This is a genomic window from Kistimonas asteriae, assembly GCF_018263925.1.
GTDB lineage: Bacteria > Pseudomonadota > Gammaproteobacteria > Pseudomonadales > Endozoicomonadaceae > Kistimonas > Kistimonas asteriae.
This window is the reverse complement of sequence record NZ_JAEVHF010000015.1, coordinates 30,683-45,849: the sequence shown is the minus strand read 5'-3', so window position 1 is coordinate 45,849 and position 15,167 is coordinate 30,683. Positions and strand designations below refer to the sequence as shown.

The window sequence follows — 15,167 nt, the reverse complement described above, 5'->3', positions numbered from 1 at the left end:
CAGTTTAACCGAAACCGGTCGATAGTAAATAACAGTTCTTAAAAAATCTCCATTTAATTTTCATCCGGCGCTTGTTTTCCCCTCGACCGAATGATGGCGTCCCGCCAGGGGCAATAAGCTGGCCGGTGCATCCCCACGCATACCGGCCAGGCTCCGTCATCGCTCAGGATCAGGCAGTCTGCGGTGCTGCCATGACGTTCTCTTCTTCCAGACCCAGCCGCTTATCCTGCTCACGCTGGTGCGCCATGATCTGGTGGTAGTTCTGGTTCAGGTACTGCAGGGTCTTAACAGCCGCCACAAAGAATACCGGCATAATCAGGACAATAATCAATACCGGGAATGACTTCAGGATATTGAGGTCCGCATTGATCAGCAGGAACACAATGGGCAGCGCCGTCAGCAGCAGACACCAGAACAGACGGAACATCGGTGACACGTTGGCCTCCGCATCCAGTTCCTTGGTGGCAATGCCTGCCAGGGAGTAGGAGGTACCGTCCAGGGTCGTCACGGTGAACAGGATCATGGTGATCAGGTAGATCGCCGTCAGCAACATCGGGATCGGACTCTGACCAAAGATATCCTTCACCAGCGTCGTCGGCTGACCGGCCTGGATCAGAGCAACCCCATCCACGGCACCGGTATTGATCAGGTTCATGGAGTACGTACCGCAAACCCCGAAGATCACCGCACTGCCCAGCGTACCACCGATGACCAGAATCAGTACCACATCACGCAGTTTCTGACCCTGGATGATCTTGGTGATGAACACACCCACACCCGGAGAATAAGAGATCCAGTTCGCCAGGAAGAACACCGTCCAGTACTGCGGGAACAGCGTGGTGCCATAGGGGTCAGTGTTGGTGCTCATCCGCAGGTATTCGGTCAGCATGACACCAATACCGTTGGTCAGGTTGTTCATGATCAGGGCAGACGGACCAATGATGAAGATAATGCCAACAAAGGCCGCACAGATGTAAATGGTGGCGCTAGACAGACGCGCCATGCCCTTCTCAATACCGATGTAGGAACTCAGCGAGAAGATCACGGACAGACCCAGGATGACACCAACACCCAGCATCAGGTTATCGGGAATACCGGTGAGGCTCGCGAGATTCGACGAGATCATCGGAATACCCAAACCCAGGGTCAGCGCAGTGGCCGCCAGGGTGGTGATAATGAACAGCAGGTCGATCAGCTTCTGTGCCCATACCGGCAGACTGTCGTTGAACAGGCTGTTGATCACGCCACTCAGGCTCATGCGCTGGCTCTTCTTCAGATAGAAGACCACGGCAAAGGGAATGGCCACGATCAGGTAAATGAACCAGCCAGCCGCACCCCAGTGAAACATGTTGTAAGCGGTGGCATATTCCATCGCGATATGCTTATCAGCAATACCGAACTGCGGGTCCATGAAATAGTACACGCTCTCGATAAAGCCCCAGTACATGGTACTGGCGCCCATACCGGCAGACAGTGCCATGGCGAACAGCTGGAACTTGCTGAACTTGGGTTTACTGTCACCCATGCGGATATTGCCGAACCTGGAAAATGCCAGGTACAGCAGTGCAAAGGTGGCAAACAGCGTATACCAGAGGAAACCGGAACCAAAATTGATCACGGTGAAATCCAGCATGCTGCCCATGGTGCCTTTCACCACTTCCGGATAAAGCACCGCCAGGATACCCAGCAGCAGCACCGCTGCGAAGCTGGTAAACGTCAGATTAAGGTCAATGCCTGAAGTATTGAGTTTCATCACACTGCCCCTTACTCGAAGACATAGGACAGGATGGAAGCGGCCTTCACGGCGTCCCAATCCATTTCAACACCCAGACCCGACGCTTCAGGTGCGTGAACAAAACCGTCACGATCCGTGCGGATCACGTTCTTCGCACCGTACTCAAAGTTCTCGTAGGGGTAGGCCTGCTCGAAGTAAGTGCTGTTATGGTGCGCCAGCGCCACGTGCAGGTTGGCTGCCTGGGTCACAGTGTAACCCCAGCTCTGGATTTCCAGTGGTTTGCCGTGGGCTTCTGCCAGTGCAAAGCACTTGTTCAGCGGAGTAATACCGCCACAGACAGTGGCATCCTGGCGGACATCGGACCACATGTCGTTAGCCAGTGCGTGCGCCACTTCCGGCAGGGTCAGCAGGCAGTTACCGTGGCTGGAGATCTGGACACCGGTCTCACGCACCAGACGCTGGTAAGACTTGTAGTCGTAATCCGATACCGGCGCTTCGTACCAGGCCCACTCGAACTCTTCCAGTAGCTTGGCCATTTTCAGGGCTTGCTTCTGGTTGTAGTACATGGCGGTATCCAGCATGAAAGCGATACCGGAATTCTTGTAGCGTTCCTGAATCGCTTTTACCAGCTTCACGTCTTTCTCATAGACGCAGTAGCAGTGCAGCTTGATGGCTTTGAAGCCGTGCTCAATGCAGCCATCGATGAAGGGGAAGTACTCTTCCACGGTATCGAACATCGGGGTAGAAGAATAAGACAGCATCTTGCTACGCGCGCCGCCCAGCATCTGGTACAGGGGCATACCCGCTTTCTTGCCCTTGATATCCCATGCAGCGATATCAAACGGCGACTTGGCCACCAATCCACCCCAGCTGCAGCGATTCATCAGCCAGCTATGGAGTTCTTCGGTCATCAGTGCGTTTTTGCCAATCATACCGGGGGCAATGGTACGCATGGCTTCAACAATGCACTTGTCAAAATCATTTTCGGTGTAGCTGATGGTCGCACCCACACCTTCCAGACCGTCCTCAGTCACCAGACGTACGACATTATTTGTATAAAGCAACGGCTCCTGATCATCGGCCCAGGGCAGGGTTTCGGCATTACGGTCGGCTACGGCGTACAGTTCTACGCGGCTGATTTTAGATTCCAACATGTTTCACACTCTTTAATGGTTTCAATCTCTCAACGGCCGGGTGTAACCCGGCCTTATAAGGCACCGGTCTTCTTAAAACCGGCTGCCCGCTTGTGTCATGTGTTCACGGACATCTTCACCCCGGATGTCCCGGTAGCGACGCTCTTCCCGAATGGAAAGCAGTGTTGCCTGGGCTGCTGCATGGCCGTATTCAAAGGTCTGGGCCGTCACCCGTGCGGAGGCCAGGGCTTCGTGCTCGGCGCAGAGGCAGCGACCGGCGACGATAATGTTTTCACCCAACTTCGGCACTAAGGTGCCGTAGGGCACTTCGTACCAATCATCCAATAGCCAGTGCAGCTTGGGCTTGGTACCGGAATGCAGTTCGATCGGCCATGGGGTTCGGACGATGCCATCACTGCGCTTGCGGCAGCTGACCACATCTTCATTGGTCAACTTTTCAATGCCCTCGATAGAACGGGTCTGGCGGATACCGACTTCCACCGCGGTATCCACCACATAACTGTTTTCACAACCGGGCATGAAGGCCTTGAGGAACTTCGCGTAATCACGAACCTGCTTGCGCCCGAAGATTTCCGCTTCGGAGAAATCCACCGGATCAATCACGTTCAGCACGCGACCGTCCTGACCCGCCAGGCGAGTGGCGTTCACCATCAACTCATTGAGGCGGGTGGTCGGGAAGATCCAGATCTTGTGTCGGGGCAGGCTGTATTCGCCGGAGGCGTTAAGCGCAAGAATCTTCTCAGTCACCTTGGGCGGACAGATGGTATCTTCGCCGTAGAACTCCAGGTACGTGTCCATATCCACGTTACCCAAGCGGAAGAACATGGTGGGATTCTGGATGACACCGTTATCACCGAAGAAATACTCTCCACCCGCACGGGCAACCACTGCGGCGTCACCGCTGGCATCAATAATGCGCTTGGCCAGAATCACGGAACGTCCGGCATTGGATTCAACGATAACGCCTTTGTATGTCTCACCGTCCATGATCACACCGCTCACGGCCGTGTGATAAAAAACCTCAACACCGGCTTCCTCGAGCAGCTCATCAGCAACTTCACGCCAGACCAGCGGATCATGGGTCACGGTGAAGGTTTTGCCGTAGAGCTGAGGTTCAGTCACGCCACCACGAGCAGCCAGACGGCTACGGAATTCTTCTGTAAAACCGAAAACGACCTGCTCCGGTGCATGGCTCTCCTTATCGGACGCCATGTACATGCCGCAAATGGTGCCGGACATGCCAGCAACCGCTGCGCCACCACAGAAGCCGTACTTTTCAATTACCGCGGTTTTCAAACCGTTACGACCACATACCGTCGCGGCGGCAACACCGGCGGAACCACCGCCGACCACCAGGACATCCAGCTCTCTGAGAACCGGCATGTCCGGCAAACCGTCTGTGCGGTTTTCAAGTTTCCAGTCTTTCATCACACCCTCACAACTGCGCTCTAACTGATATATCAATGATATGCGTATAATATTCACAACGGGGATCAGATAGCTGACCTGCGTCAACAAAGCGGTAGGTGTTCAGCGTTAAATTGCGCTGCCAATACGCGGTCAAAGAGTGTGCAACATCTATACAGTGTTGATGGCGGTGGGATGCTCGAAGCTGGCACAACGCTGCTTGCTTCTTTAGACTCGCACTCACGCAACACAAGCTGATAGCGAGAGCCTAATACCTTTAATCACCGGTTGACGAAAACCTTCGGTTTCCGGATTCCACAACAGAGTTACTACCTGCCCCGAACAACCAGGCAGACACGATGAGAACCACCGGCGAATATGGGCGCAATATCAATGGACAGTGAGATTTCTTTAACGGATATGGCGTATGAGCGCCTGGAGCGCATGATCATATTCGAGGCGTTGCGCGGCGGCGCCATGTACTCCGAAAAGCAACTGGCGGAACGGCTGGATATGGGGCGTACCCCGGTCCGGGAAGCGCTGCAGAAACTGGCCTGGGAACAGATGGTGGTCATCCACCCACGCCGCGGGATTCAAATACCGGAAGTTTCCGTGGAAAACCAGCTGAAGCTGCTGGAAGTTCGCCGCCCGATTGAGGCCGCCTGCGTAGAGCTGGCCGCCCAACGCGCGACCTCTGGGCAGAAAAAACGCATGCTAGCGCTGGCCGAAGGCATCCTGGTCTGCTCTGATAATAATGATGATGAAGCCTTTCTGACGTATCTGCGTGACATTCATCATCTGTTAGTTGAAGCGGCACGGAACGAATACTTTATTAAAGCCATGAGTCCACTGCAGGGACTCTCCCGTCGCTTCTGGTTCCTCAACAAGGAGCTGGATACCGGCCACCCGGCCAACCTGCATGCCGATATCATGCGGACCGTGGCCGCCGGTGACCGACAAAATGCCCGCGAAGCCTCCGATACACTGATCAGTTACCTGACACAGCAGGCCCGGGATAAAATTGGCATGTAAATCATTACTCGCCCGGTAACTGGTCTGAGGCCAGAATCGGGCTCCCCTCTCTGCCAGTTACTGACTTATGACTCCCTGTTCTTTTGTACCTTTCCCCGCGTTTTCTAGACTGGTTGCCTGATGGCTTGTCTGCAGGCCATGGATTAACGATGAACTGTCACAACATCAGGACGCTGTTGCATGTGACCCATTCACTCCCAGCTAATGATCTTCAATTTTCTGTACACCCCCTGTCATTCCTTTTATCTCAGGAGTGTTACCATGAAGTTCTTGCGCTACTGCCTCCCCTGCCTTGCCTCTCTCCTTATCCTTTCCATACCTCCGGCGCAGGCCTCAGAGGGCGTTTATGAATACACACCCACGGATGAACATATCCTGGCCAGCACGACCGAACAGGCAGATGTTTCAATCGATTTTCTTCCCGGCACCGCGTTTGTCGCCTGGATCGTCTCCCGTGATGGCGAAAGCCAGAAAGTGCATGATTACGGCACCTATGCCGTCGGCGGACACTGGCAGGTGAACTTGCCGGTCAATTCACGCATCAAGGTGGGCATCCAGGGCTTCGGACCCAAGCATTGTCGGTACTTTAGTGTGATCAAACCGACCTCTGGTACGATCAAGTTCTGGGGCGCTTCCGATCACTCGAAATACGGGATAGAGGGTGACGCCGTTAAATATGATACGGAAGAGACCACCTTCCAGGGCTGCTCAGATCCATAAACACGGCAATAACAGGAAATAATGAGGCAGGTAGTACTCAGGTGCTGCCTGTCACTGGGATGTATGGAAAAACAGGATCGAGATAAAACAACAAAGCGGGGAAAAGAGAGGAGAAAAAGAAGATAAGCTGACACATCCCTGTGTCATGTTTCACTCAAAGAGAAAGGTCTTAGCCATCAGCTTTGAGTGATCTATCGTATAAAAAACAATCGACCTGCATCAGTCGCATTTAACGTTTCATCACTTCGGTATATTCGGATCAGGCGTCTGCCATTGACCGCTGACGCCAAACCACTGCAGCAAGAATCACACAACCGCCGATCAGGGTCGTTAAAGCCGGAATCTCCTTCAGCCACACTACCGCAGCCACCATACCGTATAGCGGCTCAAGGGCTGTCAGCAGAATCGCCATAGTCGCTGTCACGACAGTCATACCCCGTATAAACAGTGTATGAGCCACTGCGGTTGCCAACACGCCCAGCACGATTAACCAGGACAGTGTATTGCCATCCAGTGCCGGCAATACCGGCCAGGCAACCGGTGCAAGCACCAGCGCGGCAACCCCCGTCTGCCAGAAGGACACCTGCACCGGGGAATAGCCCCGGATCAGTTTTCGGTTGGCAATCTGCAAAACTGCAAACGTCAATGCGGCCAGCAGCCCCGCTCCAATGCCGCTATACAGTTGACCATTGGCCCCCTTCAGGTTCGCAACCATCGCCACACCCGCGATCACAGCCACTCCGGCCAAGAGGTCGCGACCACTGATACGACGACGATCCACCAGCGGCTCCAGCAGGCAGGTAAACAGCGGCGCAGAAGCAAATGTCACCAGGCCGATCGCCACAGAAGTCAGCACAATGGATTGAAAAAAGGCATACCAGTGCAGTGCCAGCAGCATCCCCAGCCCCGACATGGCCAGAAAATCCCGGTAGTGCCGCAGACGAAAGGAAATACCGGTCATTATCATGAACAGCCCCAACGCCAGCGTGGCAAACAGTGTTCGCCCACCTGTCGTGACCAATGCATCCAGTGCGACGTATTTCCCTATGACGCCTGACAGGCCAAAAAGCACGATAGAAAGGTGCAACCCCACCAGCCGACGGTACGACTTCAGTACCATAACATCACCCCATTACTTCGCTTATGCCAGCAGGCAGAAAAAGCGATCATTATCACTGCACCCTGTATGGAATGACAGACTGTTGTTCAAACACTGGCTATTGCGAGATTCCATCACTTTTATTTCTCATCAGCATAAAAATATATCCATTTACCCACGCTGTTTTTTGCCGGACAGTAAGCCTGCCATCTTTAACATCCTGAGCGAATCGCCGTGGAAGAGATCAGCTATTTATACGAAGAAGACATCGAAGCGTCTTCTCGAAAAGAAAAACAGCGTCGACGTCATGCCGAGTACGAGAAAAAGCGAAAACGGGCCGAACTCCACCTGGAGCGTCGCCGGCTTCGCGAGATGCTGGATATGGATGACCTGGAGTTTAGCTGGTAAGAAAGGCCAGACTCTTCAATAAAAATCACGCAAATAACAATCGATAGCCCGTCATTACTACGGGCTGTCTTATACCAATCGCACTCTCTAATTTTGATCAAGGTTGCCTAATCGCACACTGTAGCAGGGATTTAAACCGTAGTTAGAAGACGCGATTGGTATTACGTCCTCCACGCCCTCATATAATGGCCCCTGAGCCACACACTGCACCAGGCACAAACCGTGCGCACCCTCAGTAGAAACACTTAACAGTCACACCTTGATACTTATCAAGGCACCACTCTTCATCTCTGTGGCAGTATCGAACCAACCAATAATAATGCAGCAAGCCGGGAGGATCGACCGTGCAAAAAGCTGCCCTGACGCTACTGACCACCCTGTTGCTGGGCACAACCAGCCATTCCCTGACGGCTGATGACGATATCGCTATTACCAGCCAGCGCCGCAGTGAACTGCTTCACCTGCTGAAACAGGATTGTGGCTCCTGCCACGGTCTGACCCTGAAAGGCGGTCTCGGACCCGCCCTGCTGCCAGAGAATCTCACCGGAAAACCCGAGCCCCTGCTGACCGCGACCATTTATTACGGTCGGCCCGGCACCGCCATGCCCCCCTGGCAATCCATCCTCACCGAATCTGAATCTCGCTGGCTCGCAAGACGCCTGCTTGAAGGGGTATCACCATGATGTTCAGACACTGTACAGCGATTGTCGTCAGTTTACTGTTGGGCGGCTGCACGACTTTTTCACTCAACGCTATCATTCCACGGGCAACCGGCGATCTGGGCGTAGTGATTGAACGGGCGAGCGGTTCAGTACAACTCGTGGATACCAGCGACCAGCGCGCCTTCGCCAGTGTCAGCGGACTCGGTGACCTGTCACATGCCTCTGTCGTCTTTTCCCGGGATGAACGTTTCGCTTATGTCTTCGGGCGCGACGGTGGTCTGACCAAGCTGGATCTGCTGACATCGGCGATTGATCGGCGGGTCATTCAATCCGGTAACAGCATTGGAGGCGCTATCAGTCAGGATGGCCGACGGGTAGCCGTATCCAACTACACACCCGGCGGGGTTCGAGTATTCGACAGCGACACCCTGGATCTGGTAGCGGATATTCCCGCCACCCAATTGTCAGCGATCGATGAAAAAACCGGCAAGCCGAAACAGGCCCGGGTTGTCGGTCTCGTGGATGCCCCCGGCAACCGGTTTGTCTTCAGCCTATTTGACAGCAATGAAATCTGGATAGCCGATTTTTCCGACCGCTCCACTGACCAGCCCGTCATTACCCGGTTCGAAGATATTGGTCGCCAGCCCTACGATGCCCTGATTACACCGGATGGACGGTATTACATTGCCGGCCTGTTCGGTGAAGATGGTATGGCACTGCTGGATCTCTGGCATCCGGAACAGGGCGTCCGCCGCATTCTTCCTGATTATGGCCGCGGCCAGCAGAAGCTGCCGGTCTACAAGATGCCACATCTGGAAGGCTGGGCCATTGCCGGAAACCGGGCATTCATTCCCGCCGTCGGACGTCACAGTGTACTGGTCATGAATATCGACAGCTGGGAACAGGTTGCAGAAATACCGGTCCAGGGCCAACCGGTCTTTGTCATGGCCAGGCCTGACGGACGACAGGTCTGGGTCAACTTTGCCTTTCCTAAAAACAACAGCGTCCAGGTGATTGACACTGAAAGCCTGGCTATCAACCAGACCCTGTCGCCAGGTAAAGCGGTACTGCATATGGAGTTCACACCGCGTGGTGAGCAGGTCTGGGTCTCAGTCCGCGATGACGGCAAAATTCATATATACGACACCGACACCCTGCAGCTGGATAAGGTATTGAGTGCCGAAAGTCCCAGCGGCATCTTCTTTACCGCCAGGGCACACAGGATCGGCTTATGAACAGCTATCAGGATATTGCCATAGAACAGCTGAAACGGGAGATCATTGACCACTATCAGCACAATTTCCCACTGACATCTTCCCCTTACCGGGTTATCGCTCAGCAGTTGAACACAACAGAGGATCGCGTGATTGAAGCCCTGAGGCAGCTGCAAGATGACGCCATGGTCAGCCGTGTCGGCCCGGTATTCTGCCATCGACGCTCAGGGGCCAGTACGCTGGCCGCCCTGTCAGTGCCCGAACCCCGGCTGGAAGCCGTCGCAGCACTTGTTAATCGTTTTCCTGAAATCAACCACAACTACGCCCGGGAACATGATTACAACCTCTGGTTCGTGGTCACCGCACCCGATCAGAAGACCCTGACCGCCGTGCTGCGCACCATCGCCCAGGAAACCGGTCTGGAACCGCTGGATCTGCCGATGGAACAGGCCTATCACATCGACCTGGGATTTCCGATCCAATGGAATTAACTCAACGTGACCAGCAACGCCTGAAGCAACTGATCCAGAATGGCTTACCCCTGGTACCGAAACCGTACCAGGCGCTGGCGGAACAGATTGGCACAACCGAGGATGCAGTCATAACCACCCTCTCCGGCTGGCGGGATCAGGGACTCATCCGGCGCTTCGGTATTGTGGTCAACCACCCAAAACTGGGGTATCAAGCCAACGCCATGGTGGTCTGGGATATTCCCGATCATACCGTTGATGACATCGGCGTACTGATAAAAGAGAGTGGGATAGTCTCCCTGTGTTATCGCCGCCCGCGTCAACTACCACTCTGGCCCTACAACCTGTTCTGCATGATTCACGACAAAAGCCGTCCAAGTGTACAGACCCGGCTGGATACGCTGATCAAAACCTGTCACCTGTCCGATTACCGCTACCAGCTGTTATTCAGCACCCGGCAGTTCAAGCAATGTGGCGGCCGTTATGCCGGGAGCGCCGTAACTCAGGAGATCACTGATGGACAAAACTGACCGCACCCTGATCAACCTGTTACAGAAAGGCATTCCGGTCTGTGATCGACCTTACGAGCAGGTCAGTCATGCGCTGGGCATTACGGAAAATGAAGTACTGACCCGGCTGGGCCAGTTGCTGGACGACCGGGTTCTGACCCGGTTCGGCCCCATGTACAACGCGGAACGATTGGGCGGCGGGCTGACCCTGGCCGCAATGGAGGTGTCCGAGGACGACTTCGACCGGGTTGCGGCCATCGTCAATGCCTTCCCGGAAGTGGCGCACAACTACGCACGCGATCACCGGCTGAACATGTGGTTTGTCCTCGCAACAGAAACCCAGGATGACATTGCCGCCGTTATCACCCGTATTGAACAGGAAACCGGACTCACCGTCCTCAATCTGCCGAAACAGGAGGAGTTCCATGTCGGACTGTATCTCCCGGTCTGAACACGCAGACACTGCACCCGATATGCCTGATCAGGCATCAACGGTATCCGGCAGCCATGGTTTTCAATGCCTGACCGATATTGACCGTCAGCTGATCCTGCTGACCCAGAACGGACTGCCACTGACACCGGAACCCTACCGCCAACTGGGCGACCAGCTGGCACTCAGCGCCGATGAAGTGATGGCCCGGCTGGAGCGAATGAAAGCCGTCGGTATTATCCGGCGCATTGCGGCGGTCCCCAACCATTACCGGCTGGGCTACCGGGTCAACGGCATGACCGTTTGGGATGTGGCCGATGAACAGATCAGGACGCTGGGCCTGCAGGTAGGCGAACTCCCTTATGTCAGTCACTGCTACCACCGTCCCCGCCGACTGCCCGACTGGCCTTATAACCTGTTTGTCATGGTACACGGCCGTAACCATGAGGATGTCAGCGAACATATCGCTGGCATCGCCGATTTACTGGGCAAACACTGTCGTCAAAGTGACGTGCTGTTCAGTAGCCGCATCCTGAAAAAAACTGGTCTCAGACTCCGTAGTGAAGACACCTCGAGCGGAGGACTTTAACCATGTTCCGCATCTCGCAATATATGAAAACACTGTACCGGCCCACACCGGTACGGGCCGCCGCCAGCCCAACAGGGCCGGTGGTTATCTGGAACCTGATACGCCGCTGCAACCTGACCTGCAGGCACTGCTATTCCATTTCTGCGGACGTTGATTTTCCAGGTGAACTGAATACCGAACAAGTGTTCAGCGTTATGGATGACCTGAAACAATTCCGGGTACCGGTACTCATTCTCTCCGGCGGCGAACCGCTGCTGAGACCGGATATTTTTGCTATTGGCCAGCGGGCCAAGGCTCTCGGTTTTTATGTCGGCCTGTCCAGCAACGGCACCCTGATTACCGAGGAAAATATCGGACAGATTGCTGCTACCGGATTCGATTACGTCGGTATCAGCATTGATGGCCTGAAACAGACCCATGACAGGTTCCGCCAGATGCCCGGCGGATTTGACGCCGCTCTCCGGGGCGTTCGCCTCTGCAAGGAGGCCGGAATCAAGGTCGGGCTGCGTTTCACCCTGACTCGTGACAATGCAGCTGAATTACCGGCGCTGCTGGACATTATGGATGAGCACGATGTCGACAAATTTTACCTGTCCCACCTCAATTACGCCGGCCGCGGCAAACGTTCTCGAAAACGGGATGCCTTCCACCAGATGACACGCGAGGCCATCGAACTGCTGTTCACCCGCTGCTGGTCAGACATCACCAACGGTCGTGAGCGGGATTATGTCACTGGCAACAATGATGCCGACGGCCCATTGCTGCTGCAATGGACCCGGAAACATCTGCCGGAACAGGCCGAAACCCTCGAACAGCGGCTGGTGAACTGGGGGGGCAATGCCTCCGGCGTCAACATTGCCAATATAGACAACACTGGCATAGTCCATCCCGACACCTACTGGTGGGATCACAATCTGGGCAACGTGAAAGAAACCCCCTTTTCCACCCTCTGGCGTGAAACCGATGATGCCCTGATGCAGGGGTTCCGGCAAAAACCGAGACCCGTGAAAGGCCGCTGCGGACAGTGCCGTTACCTGGCCATCTGCGGCGGCAATACCCGTACCCGTGCCTTTACCACGACCGGAGACCCCTGGGCAGAAGACCCGGGCTGTTATCTGAGCGATGATGAAATCGGTGTTATGCATTCACCGGTTCCCGAAACGATTGCCCTGCAGCAGGTCTGATCCTTCAAGACCGGGAGACAATATAATGACAACAATAGCCCCCCCTGGCTCTTCGCAATCCACAGCACTGCTCCCCGGTGAAGTCGCGCTGGTAGGTGCCGGCCCCGGGGATCCGGAGCTGCTGACCCTGCGAGCCTACCGTCTACTGCAAAATGCCGATGTGATTGTGTACGACCGACTGGTCAGCGACAGCATCATGGCACTCGTTCCGACGGGTACTGAAACCATTTATGTCGGTAAGCGAGTGGATCAACATACCCTGCCACAACCCGACATCAACCGTCTGCTGGTCAAGCTGGCACAAGCAGGCAAGCGGGTCATCCGGTTAAAAGGCGGAGACTCCTTTATCTTTGGCCGGGGTGGTGAAGAAGTTGACCACCTGCTGTCCTGCAACATCGCCTGTCAGGTGGTGCCCGGAATCACCGCCGCATCCGGTTGCACCACATATGCAGGGATTCCGCTGACCCACAGGGATCTGGCACACGGCTGCACCTTTATCACTGGCCACCTGAAGCAGGGCGAGCTGGAACTGTCCTGGTCCAGCCTGGCCGAGAGTCAGCACACCCTGGTGTTTTACATGGGACTCAAAAGCCTGCCGGTTATCAGCCGGCAGCTGATCCGTCACGGGCTGCCTGCCGAGACACCGGCTGCCCTCATTCAACAGGGCGCCACCATTGCCCAGAGCGTCTGCCGCGGAACACTGGAAACGCTGCCGGAACTGGCCCGCAAAGAACAAATTGAACCCCCGGCCCTGCTGGTGATCGGCAAGGTCGTGGATCTGTTCCGGGAACATTCGCTGGCGTTTCCGGCAAGACTGGCATCCGGTAATAACAACCAACAGGGCTGTGCCGCCTGAACGGTCGTGTGACAGACCATCCGTCGCACCAAGGGGGAACCTATGAAGAGTATCTGGCCGTTAGGCCTTGCGGGCGTGCTGCTGTTCAGTATCGCTCCGCAGACCGAGGCAACCGCTGATGCTGAACCAACATCGACAATCACACTCTATGAACAACATTGTGGCTCGTGCCATGGCAACGACCGACTGGGGAGAATGGGACCCGCCCTGCTGCCCGGCAATCTCTCCCGCCTGAATAAGAAAAAAGCCATCCAGACCATTACTCAGGGACGTTCCGCTACCCAGATGCCGGCTTTTGAAAAGACGCTGACGCCACCACAGATCACCGCACTGACCGACTACCTCTATACGCCACCGAAAGAGCAGCCTGACTGGACGTTAAATGACATCAAGGCAAGCCATACCGTTCCTGTCCCGATGGATCAGCTGCCGGAAAAGCCAGTCTACAAAGCGGACATGATGAACCTGTTTGTGGTGGTCGAATTGGGCGACCACCATGTTACCTTGCTGGACGGCGACCGGTTTAAGCCGATCCACCGTTTCCCCAGCCGTTACGCCCTGCACGGTGGCCCCAAATACTCACCGGACGGCCGGTTTGTCTATTTTGCCTCCCGCGATGGTTGGATCACCCAGTACGACCTCTACAGCCTGCAGGTGGTCGCAGAAATACGGGCGGGGATTAATACCCGCAACCTGGCCATATCCCACGACGGCCGTTTCCTGATGGCCGCCAACTACCTTCCCCATAACCTGGTGCTGTTGGATGCCCGGGAGCTGAAGCCACTGAAAACTATTGAAGCTCGTGGCGAAAACGGCCAGACCAGCCGGGTCAGCGCCGTCTATACCGCCCCGCCCCGGGGTTCGTTTATTGCCGCCATGAAAGATATAAAGGAAGTCTGGGAAATTCCCTACCACGAAGTACCGGTCAGTGACTATGCCAGTTGGGTGCACGACTACCGGCAGGAATCCGGGGAAGGCAACGCATTGAAAACACAGTTCCCGATCCGCCGCATTGTTACCCGGGACTACCTGGATGATTTCTTCTTTGACCCGGATTACCGGCACCTGATCGGCACCAGCCGCGACAGCGGCAAGAGCCGGGGCATGGTAGTCAACCTGGACGTCCGCCGTGAAATCGCGGAAATCCCCATGGCAGGCATGCCGCACCTGGGTTCCGGCATCACCTGGGATTACCAGGGACGCGAGGTCATGGCTTCACCCAACATCAGCAAAGGAATGGTCAGCGTCATTGATATGGCCGACTGGACGGTGATCAAAACCATCGAAACCCTGGGGCCAGGATTTTTCATGCGCAGTCATGAGCAAACCCCCTACGCCTGGACCGATGTTTTCTTCGGCCCCAAAAACGACGCCGTTCATGTGATTGACAAGAAGACCCTGGATATTGTCAAAACCCTGCGACCCATGCCAGGTAAGAATGCAGCCCATGTCGAGTTCACCAAAGACGGCCGCTACGTCCTGCTTAGTGTCTGGGATATGGACGGTGCCCTGATTGTCTACGACGCCAACACCCTGAAAGAAATCAAGCGATTGCCCATGAAGAAACCCTCCGGAAAGTACAATGTCTGGAACAAGATCAGTTATTCGCGGGGGACCAGCCACTGAAATCAGAGTTCACTTCTCCCGTCGCATTCCCTACACTGGCTCCCGATAACAAATAACAGTATCGGGGGTCAG

The 15,167-nt window shown here is 55.2% G+C and carries 16 protein-coding genes; 12 read left to right on the top strand and 4 right to left on the bottom strand.

The window, feature by feature from the left end; translation table 11 throughout:
* Window positions 1-169 precede the first annotated feature (169 nt).
* The 3 genes from KHS78_RS16335 to KHS78_RS16325 form a co-directional block, all read right to left on the bottom strand.
* Complete coding sequence (locus tag KHS78_RS16335; protein WP_211829551.1) at window positions 170-1,753, bottom strand: BCCT family transporter; 1,584 nt, start codon at window positions 1,751-1,753, stop codon at window positions 170-172.
* 11 nt (window positions 1,754-1,764) lie between these two features.
* The gene (locus tag KHS78_RS16330) at window positions 1,765-2,889 is read right to left on the bottom strand and encodes a mandelate racemase/muconate lactonizing enzyme family protein (protein WP_211829548.1); all 1,125 of its coding nucleotides are present in this window, start codon (window positions 2,887-2,889) and stop codon (window positions 1,765-1,767) included.
* Window positions 2,890-2,961: 72 nt separating this feature from the next.
* The gene (locus KHS78_RS16325; protein ID WP_211829546.1) at window positions 2,962-4,317 is read right to left on the bottom strand and encodes an FAD-dependent oxidoreductase; all 1,356 of its coding nucleotides are present in this window, start codon (window positions 4,315-4,317) and stop codon (window positions 2,962-2,964) included.
* A gap of 372 nt (window positions 4,318-4,689) precedes the next feature.
* Here KHS78_RS16325 and KHS78_RS16320 point away from each other — a divergent pair, with 372 nt between their 5' ends.
* Both KHS78_RS16320 and KHS78_RS16315 read left to right on the top strand, forming a co-directional pair.
* The gene (locus tag KHS78_RS16320) at window positions 4,690-5,328 is read left to right on the top strand and encodes a GntR family transcriptional regulator (protein ID WP_211829545.1); all 639 of its coding nucleotides are present in this window, start codon (window positions 4,690-4,692) and stop codon (window positions 5,326-5,328) included.
* 261 nt (window positions 5,329-5,589) lie between these two features.
* Entirely contained in the window at window positions 5,590-6,048 is a 459-nt protein-coding gene (locus KHS78_RS16315) for a hypothetical protein (RefSeq protein WP_211829544.1), read from the top strand.
* A 259-nt stretch (window positions 6,049-6,307) separates the two neighbouring features.
* On the opposite strand, the gene KHS78_RS16310 is transcribed toward KHS78_RS16315, so the two are convergent.
* Window positions 6,308-7,168: a DMT family transporter gene (locus KHS78_RS16310; RefSeq protein ID WP_211829543.1), complete on the bottom strand. Its 861-nt coding sequence runs from the start codon at window positions 7,166-7,168 to the stop codon at window positions 6,308-6,310.
* Between the two features lie 213 nt (window positions 7,169-7,381).
* Here KHS78_RS16310 and KHS78_RS16305 point away from each other — a divergent pair, with 213 nt between their 5' ends.
* The 10 genes from KHS78_RS16305 to KHS78_RS16260 all read left to right on the top strand — a co-directional run bounded on the left by KHS78_RS16305 (window position 7,382) and on the right by KHS78_RS16260 (window position 15,095).
* Window positions 7,382-7,555: a hypothetical protein gene (locus KHS78_RS16305; RefSeq protein WP_211829542.1), complete on the top strand. Its 174-nt coding sequence runs from the start codon at window positions 7,382-7,384 to the stop codon at window positions 7,553-7,555.
* A gap of 344 nt (window positions 7,556-7,899) precedes the next feature.
* Window positions 7,900-8,238 (top strand): c-type cytochrome, encoded by a 339-nt coding sequence (locus KHS78_RS16300; protein WP_211829541.1) that lies wholly within the window; start codon window positions 7,900-7,902, stop codon window positions 8,236-8,238.
* Entirely contained in the window at window positions 8,235-9,452 is a 1,218-nt protein-coding gene (locus tag KHS78_RS16295; protein ID WP_281417094.1) for a cytochrome D1 domain-containing protein, read from the top strand. The genes KHS78_RS16300 and KHS78_RS16295 overlap by 4 nt, the downstream gene beginning before the upstream one ends.
* A complete protein-coding gene (locus tag KHS78_RS16290; RefSeq protein ID WP_211829540.1) occupies window positions 9,449-9,922 on the top strand; it encodes an Lrp/AsnC family transcriptional regulator in 474 nt (157 codons plus the stop codon). Before KHS78_RS16295 ends, KHS78_RS16290 begins: the two co-directional genes overlap by 4 nt.
* Entirely contained in the window at window positions 9,913-10,431 is a 519-nt protein-coding gene (gene ahbB, locus KHS78_RS16285; protein ID WP_211829539.1) for a siroheme decarboxylase subunit beta, read from the top strand. Before KHS78_RS16290 ends, ahbB (KHS78_RS16285) begins: the two co-directional genes overlap by 10 nt.
* Complete coding sequence (locus KHS78_RS16280) at window positions 10,418-10,861, top strand: Lrp/AsnC family transcriptional regulator (RefSeq protein WP_211829537.1); 444 nt, start codon at window positions 10,418-10,420, stop codon at window positions 10,859-10,861. Before ahbB (KHS78_RS16285) ends, KHS78_RS16280 begins: the two co-directional genes overlap by 14 nt.
* A complete protein-coding gene (gene ahbB, locus KHS78_RS16275; RefSeq protein ID WP_246506587.1) occupies window positions 10,836-11,429 on the top strand; it encodes a siroheme decarboxylase subunit beta in 594 nt (197 codons plus the stop codon). The genes KHS78_RS16280 and ahbB (KHS78_RS16275) overlap by 26 nt, the downstream gene beginning before the upstream one ends.
* A 2-nt stretch (window positions 11,430-11,431) precedes the next feature.
* On the top strand, window positions 11,432-12,613 hold the full coding sequence (gene nirJ, locus KHS78_RS16270; RefSeq protein WP_211829536.1) for a heme d1 biosynthesis radical SAM protein NirJ: 1,182 nt from the start codon (window positions 11,432-11,434) through the stop codon (window positions 12,611-12,613).
* Between the two features lie 25 nt (window positions 12,614-12,638).
* The gene (gene cobA, locus KHS78_RS16265) at window positions 12,639-13,469 is read left to right on the top strand and encodes a uroporphyrinogen-III C-methyltransferase (protein WP_246506586.1); all 831 of its coding nucleotides are present in this window, start codon (window positions 12,639-12,641) and stop codon (window positions 13,467-13,469) included.
* 42 nt (window positions 13,470-13,511) lie between these two features.
* Window positions 13,512-15,095, top strand: a complete 1,584-nt coding sequence (locus tag KHS78_RS16260) for a cytochrome D1 domain-containing protein (RefSeq protein WP_246506584.1) — start codon at window positions 13,512-13,514, stop codon at window positions 15,093-15,095.
* The last annotated feature ends 72 nt before the right edge of the window (window positions 15,096-15,167 follow it).